Here is a 6,403-nt window from a genome sequence, read left to right as displayed (position 1 = left end):
ATCTCCCACCCCCGCCCCCCCGACGCCGCGCTCTTCCGCGAGATCGCCGACGAGGGGGGCGCCCGCCTGATCGTCGACGCCGCGCACCCGATGGGTGCGTCCGGGACGCCCGAACCCCGCTCCACCGTGGCAACCGCCCACGGGGGAGCGGGGTTTCGGACTTCCTCGGGTGCCGGTCCGTGCGTCTCCCGTCCCGGTGGACCGGTGGGAGCACGCGGCGTGGGCGTCAGCGCCGGGCGACGCCCTCGGCCCGCGCGGCGGCGGCGACCGCGGCCGTCACCGCCGGGGCCACCCGCTCGTCGAACGGCGACGGGATGACGTAGTCCGCGGCCAGCTCGTCGCCGACCACGTCGGCCAGCGCGTTCGCCGCGGCGATCTTCATGCCCTCGGTGATCCGGGAGGCCCGGACCTGGAGCGCGCCGGCGAAGATGCCGGGGAACGCCAGCACGTTGTTGATCTGGTTCGGGTAGTCGGAGCGCCCGGTGGCCACGACCGACGCGTACTTGTGCGCGATGTCCGGGTGGACCTCGGGGTTCGGGTTGGCCATGGCGAAGACGTACGCGCCCGGGGCCATCGAGGCGACGGCCGGCTCGGGGACCGTACCGCCGGAGACTCCGACGAAGAGGTCGGCACCGGCCAGCGCGGTCTCCAACGGGCCGGAGAGTCCCGCCTTGTTGGTGATGTCGGCCAGCTCCCGCTTGACCTCGGTGAGGTCCTCGCGGTCCCGGCTGACGATGCCCTTGCGGTCGGCGACGGCGATGTCGCCGATGCCCGCCTCCAGCAGGAACTTCGCGATGGCGACCCCGGCCGCGCCCGCGCCCGAGATGACCCCGCGCAGGTCGCCCAGGGTCCTGCCGGACAGCTTCGCCGCGTTGCGCAGGGCCGCCAGTGTCACCACGGCGGTGCCGTGCTGGTCGTCGTGGAAGACCGGGATGTCCAGCCGCTCCTGGAGCTTGCGCTCGATCTCGAAGCAGCGCGGCGCCGAGATGTCCTCCAGGTTGATCCCGCCGAAGGAGGGCGCGAGCCGGACGACGGTCTCCACGATCTCGTCCGCGTCGGTGGTGGCGAGCGCGATCGGCACCGCGTCCACACCGCCGAACTGCTTGAAGAGGATGGCCTTGCCCTCCATCACCGGGAGGGACGCCTCGGGGCCGATGTCCCCGAGACCGAGGACGGCGGTGCCGTCCGTGACCACGGCCACGACCTGCGACTTCCAGGTGTAGTCGTGGACGAGTTCCGGGTTCTCCGCGATGGCGCTGCACACCTTGGCGACACCGGGCGTGTAGGCGAGGGACAGGTCGTCCTTGTCGCGGATCGGCACGGTGGCCTGCACGGCCATCTTCCCGCCGCGGTGGAGCGCGAAGGCCGGATCGAAGGGCTCGTCGGCCACGTTCGACTCTTCGGCCCGGCCGCCGGTGGTGCTGCGATTGAGAGGATTGACGATCTCCGCTGCCATGCTGTCTGACCCCTTAAGTCTTCATCGTCTGAGGGTTGCCGCTCCTGGTGAGGAGGGGTGGGTGGGCACCGCGTACGTCCCCGCGCCGGCGGTTGGACCGCCTCGGCGGGGAGGGTTCGCACGCGCGGACGCGCCGCACACGCGTCCTGGTCCCCGGATGAGGGGTGTAAAGGTCTTTCTTACCGGACCGAGCCCGCACCGGACGAGTCTCTTTCGACCAGGTGACACGACTCATGGGCGAATGGTGTGACAAGTCCGCCCGGCGTCGGCCGCTCGCGGCAATTCCGTTGTACGGCACACGAGTCGTCGGGTTGATCCGGCCGTCCCGGAGATTCTCCGGTCGAGAGGTGAAATTCCCACAGATGGTCCGGGCTCACTGTCCCGGCCTGTGGGGATTCGGGGGTCGCCCGTTACCCGATTTTGACATGGCTGGACCCCTGAATGGGCTATTCCGGATGGCAAGATGCCCTAATCGCTCGGGGTGTCGGAACTCGAAGGCGCGTTCGGGCGCACCCCTTTTTTTTTTGACGCTCCCTCACCGCCGGAGGACTCCGACCATGACCGCTCGCACCATCCGCTGTACGCCCGCCATGTCCCGTCTGGCAGCGGTGAGCTCCCTCGCGGTCGCCGGCGCGCTGATCCTGACCGGTTGCGGCGACCAGACCGACTCCTCGGGCAAGGCGGACTCCTCCGCCCCGCTCGTCGACCTCCTGCCCCAGTCGATCCGGGACAAGGGCGAGATCAAGGTCGGTTCCGACATCGCCTACCCGCCGGTCGAGTTCAAGGGCAAGGACGGCAAGACCATCGGGATCGACCCCGACCTCGCCGACGCGCTGGGCAAGCAGCTCGGAGTGAAGTTCGTCTTCGAGAACGGCACCTTCGACACCCTGCTCACGGGCCTGCGTTCGAAGCGCTACGACCTGGCCATGTCGGCCATGACCGACACCAAGAACCGCCAGGACGGTGTCGACCCCGAAACGAACAAGAAGGTCGGCGAAGGCGTCGACTTCATCGACTACTTCACCGCCGGCGTCTCCATCTACACCAAGAAGGGCGACGACAAGGGGATCGCCACCTGGGCGGACCTCTGCGGCAAGAAGATGGTCGTCCAGCGCAACACCGTCTCCCACGACCTCGCCAAGGCCGAGAGCGCCAAGTGCGGCAGCAAGGGCGAGATCTCCATCGAGGCGTTCGACAACGACCTGGAGGCCCAGACCCGGCTGCGCGCGGGCGGCGCCGACGCGGGTTCCTCCGACTTCCCGGTCGCCGCCTACGCGGTCAAGACCTCCGGCGGCGGCAACGACTTCCAGCTCGTCGGCGAGCAGGTCGAGGCGGCCCCGTACGGCATCGCCGTCGCCAAGGGCAACGACGAACTCACCAAGGCCATCAAGGCGGCCATGGACGCGATCATCAAGAACGGCGAGTACCAGAAGGTCATCACCAAGTGGGGCGTCGGCGCGGGCGCGGTCACCGAGGCCAAGACCAACGGCGGGGTCTGACGGGAATCCGGCGCTGAAAGGCATCACCAGTGACTGACATCGACACCCCCGGGCCGGCGGAGACCCCGCCGGCCCCGGCGGCCGGACCCGAGCCGATCAGGGCCGTCCCGGTACGCCACTACGGCCGGTACCTCGCGGCGGTCGTGGTCCTCGGCCTGCTCGCCGCCCTCGTCTACGCGTTCTCCCAGGGCGACATCAACTGGGGCGCGATACCCGACTACTTTTTCAACGACCAGATCCTCGAAGGCGTCCGGAACACCGTCGTCATCACCCTGCTGTCCATGACGATCGGCATCCTCCTCGGCGTCGTGCTCGCGGTGATGCGGCTCTCCAAGAACCCGGTGACCTCGTCCGTCGCCTGGGGCTACATCTGGTTCTTCCGCGGCACTCCGGTCTACGTACAGCTGCTCGTCTGGTTCAACCTCGGCCTCGTCTTCAAGTACATCGACCTCGGGCCGATCTACAAGGACGAGTGGTCGAACTTCATGACCCCGTTCCTCTGCGCCCTGCTCGGCCTCGGACTCAACGAGGCCGCCTACATGGCGGAGATCTGCCGGGCCGGCCTCCAGTCCGTCGACGAGGGCCAGACCGAGGCGGCACACGCGCTCGGCATGACCCACGGCAGGACGCTGCGCCGGATCGTCGTCCCGCAGGCGATGCGCGTCATCGTGCCGCCCACGGGCAACGAGGTCATCAACATGCTCAAGACCTCCTCGCTCGCCGTCGCCGTCCAGTACGGCGAACTGCTGCGCTCCACCCAGAACGTCTCCCAGTCCTCCGGCGCCACCGTCGAGATGCTCTTCCTGGCGGCCGTCTGGTACATGGTGGCGACCTCGGTGCTGAGCGTCGGCCAGTACTACCTGGAGCGCCGCTTCGCGCGCGGGTCGAGCCGCAGCCTTCCGCCCACCCCGTTCCAGAAGATCAAGGCCAACATGCTGACGCTGAGCCGTCCCAAGGGAGGCGTCGCATGACCGCCATGGTGAAGGCCGAGGGCGTCCACAAGTCCTACGGCCCCGCGCACGTCCTCAAGGGCATCGACCTGGAGGTCGCCCCCGGAGAGGTCTTCTGCCTGATCGGCCCCTCCGGCTCCGGCAAGTCGACCTTCCTGCGGTGTATCAACCACCTGGAGAAGATCAACGCCGGACGGCTCTCGGTCGACGGCGAACTCGTCGGCTACCGCGAACACGGCGGCAAGCTGTACGAGCTCAAGGACCGCGAAGTCGCCCTGCGGCGCCGGGACATCGGCATGGTCTTCCAGCGCTTCAACCTGTTTCCGCACATGACGGCCGTCGAGAACGTCATGGAAGCCCCGGTCCAGGTGCTGGGCCTGCCCCGGGCCGAGGCCCGCGCACGCGCGGAGCGGCTGCTCGACCGGGTCGGCCTGGCGGACAAGGCCGGCAACTTCCCCTCGCAGCTCTCCGGCGGACAGCAGCAGCGCGTGGCCATCGCCCGCGCCCTGGCCATGGAGCCGAAGCTGATGCTCTTCGACGAGCCCACCTCGGCGCTCGACCCCGAGCTGGTCGGTGACGTCCTGGACGTCATGCGGGGACTGGCCGAAGACGGCATGACGATGATCGTCGTCACCCACGAGATGGGCTTCGCCCGCGAGGTCGGCGACGCGCTCGTCTTCATGGACGACGGCGTGGTCGTCGAGTCCGGCCACCCGAGGGACGTGCTGACGAACCCGCGGCACGAGCGGACGCAGGCGTTCCTCTCCAAGGTGCTGTAGGCGGACGCGCGCGGGTACGAGGGTGCGGGCGCGCGGGGTGCGGGGCGGGGACGCGGCGGCCGTGCCGGCCCCCCGACCGTACGACCACCGCGCCCCCGAGGGGCGGCCCCGGCTTCAGGCCCGGGGCCGTCCCTCGGCGCACACCCGGCCTTCAGACCCGGGCCGTCCCCGGGGCGTACGTCCGGCCTTCAGACCCGGGGCGTACCCGGGGCGTACATCCGGCCAACGTCCGGCCCGTCACTTCTCGGGCAGCAGCTCCGGACGCACCATCAGCTCGCGGACCTGGGCGCTGTTCAGCGGCGGCGACTTCAGCAGCGGGCCCTGTGCCCCCTTGGCCTCGAACCCGGTGCTGGAACGGAGCATCAGAGCGCTGCCGTCCTCCAGGAGCAGCTGCCCGTCGATCTCCGGACCCCACTGGGGCGTTCCGTCCCCGTAGTCCATCGAGTCGCTCCACGTGGTGAGGACACGCCCGTCCGGCAGCACCTCGCGCACGCAGTCGGCGCGCTTCGGCTCCTTGCCGTTGGCCTTGCACAGATCCTCCGCGGCGGGGTCCGCGCCGTCACCGCCGCCGGACTTCGCGGCGACCTCCTTCGCGGTCCTGATCTCGAACGCCAGGTAACCGACCCCGCCGTCCTTGCGGACCGCGTAGTCACCGTCCAGCGGACCGACGAAGTCCCGCCGCGCCTCGCTCGGCTTCACGTGCTTGATGAGCACCACGAACGAGACCTCCTCCAGCTTCCCGACCCCCGGGGGGAGCAGCGCGGCGACCCGGCTCGCCTTGTCCGTCCCGGCGGTGCCCGTGGACGCCGCGACCGAGACCCGGTCCAGCGAGGCGGCGGGGTCCTGCTTCAGCTGGGGCACCGCGACCACCCCGGCCGCCACGACCGCCAGCGCCGCGCACGAGACCGCGGCGCGCCGACGGAACCGTACCCGGGCCGCGCCCGCCCAGACCGCCTCCGTCGACAGCACCGGCCGGCCGGCGTCCGCCGCGGCCCGTTCCAGCAACTTCCTCACGTCGTCGCTCACACCAATTCCTCCGTCATCTCGGCGCGCAGCGCCGCCAATCCCCGAGCCGTGTGGCTCTTGACCGTGTTCTGCCGCATTCCGAGCAGGTCCGCCGTGGCCTCGACGCTCTGGTCTTCCCAGTAGCGCAGGACCAGCACCGCGCGTTGCCTGGCCGTGAGCCGGGCGAGTGCCGCCCGTACCTGGAGGCCGGTGTCGCTGTCCTCGTGGCTGCCCACGCGGTCGGGCAGTTCTCCGAAGGGCTGCTCCCGCCGCCAGAACCTGCGGCGGGACGCGATGAAGGTGTTGACCAGCGTCTTGCGCGCGTACGCCTCGATGTTGTCGAGCCGCCCGTGCCGCCGGCCGCCCACCACCACCTTCACGAGCGCCGTCTGCACCAGGTCCTCGGCCTCGTGGCGGTCGCCGCACAGCAGGTAGGCGCTGCGGAACAGCGCGGTGCGCCGGCTCTCCACGAAGGCGTGCAGCGCGGCATCCTCGTCGGTCCGCATTCCCCGCCCCTCTCCGGGCCCGCGGGCGCGGACCGTCTCACCCCTTCCAGTGCGCCGGACCGCGTCGGAGGTTGCGGCCGGACGCGAGGAATCGCGAACGCGCCGGTGGCAGGACGGGGCTAGGTGAGGGCCCCGGCCACCGCCGAGGCGGTGAGCGTGGTGCCGTCGGAGCAGGTGACGCCCGGTCGGAGGGTGAAACCGGCCGTGG

Annotated in this window: 6 protein-coding genes and 1 pseudogene; 4 read left to right on the top strand and 3 right to left on the bottom strand. The window is 70.3% G+C overall.

What is annotated here, in order from left to right; genetic code table 11:
* A pseudogene (locus ACWD3D_RS31915) lies at positions 1-141 on the top strand (serine hydroxymethyltransferase); the annotation flags it as partial.
* 85 nt (positions 142-226) lie between these two features.
* On the opposite strand, the gene ACWD3D_RS31910 reads toward ACWD3D_RS31915, so the two are convergent.
* Positions 227-1,456, bottom strand: a complete 1,230-nt coding sequence (locus tag ACWD3D_RS31910; RefSeq protein ID WP_451464223.1) for an NAD(P)-dependent malic enzyme — start codon at positions 1,454-1,456, stop codon at positions 227-229.
* 557 nt (positions 1,457-2,013) lie between these two features.
* Here ACWD3D_RS31910 and ACWD3D_RS31905 point away from each other — a divergent pair.
* The 3 genes from ACWD3D_RS31905 to ACWD3D_RS31895 are packed head-to-tail and all read left to right on the top strand — an operon-like array spanning position 2,014 to position 4,684.
* Positions 2,014-2,955: an ABC transporter substrate-binding protein gene (locus ACWD3D_RS31905; RefSeq protein ID WP_451464222.1), complete on the top strand. Its 942-nt coding sequence runs from the start codon at positions 2,014-2,016 to the stop codon at positions 2,953-2,955.
* A gap of 29 nt (positions 2,956-2,984) precedes the next feature.
* A complete protein-coding gene (locus ACWD3D_RS31900; RefSeq protein ID WP_451464221.1) occupies positions 2,985-3,926 on the top strand; it encodes an amino acid ABC transporter permease in 942 nt (313 codons plus the stop codon).
* A 5-nt stretch (positions 3,927-3,931) separates the two neighbouring features.
* Positions 3,932-4,684: an amino acid ABC transporter ATP-binding protein gene (locus tag ACWD3D_RS31895; RefSeq protein WP_451464224.1), complete on the top strand. Its 753-nt coding sequence runs from the start codon at positions 3,932-3,934 to the stop codon at positions 4,682-4,684.
* Between the two features lie 237 nt (positions 4,685-4,921).
* On the opposite strand, the gene ACWD3D_RS31890 is transcribed toward ACWD3D_RS31895, so the two are convergent.
* Together ACWD3D_RS31890 and ACWD3D_RS31885 are read right to left on the bottom strand one after the other, a co-directional pair.
* A complete protein-coding gene (locus ACWD3D_RS31890) occupies positions 4,922-5,710 on the bottom strand; it encodes a hypothetical protein (protein ID WP_451464220.1) in 789 nt (262 codons plus the stop codon).
* Entirely contained in the window at positions 5,707-6,195 is a 489-nt protein-coding gene (locus tag ACWD3D_RS31885) for a SigE family RNA polymerase sigma factor (protein WP_451464219.1), read from the bottom strand. Before ACWD3D_RS31885 ends, ACWD3D_RS31890 begins: the two co-directional genes overlap by 4 nt.
* Positions 6,196-6,403 lie beyond the last annotated feature (208 nt).

It is taken from the genome of Streptomyces sp. NPDC002690 (assembly GCF_053592415.1).
The sequence above is the reverse complement of the archived record's forward strand: the minus strand, read 5'-3'. Positions and strand labels throughout refer to the sequence as shown.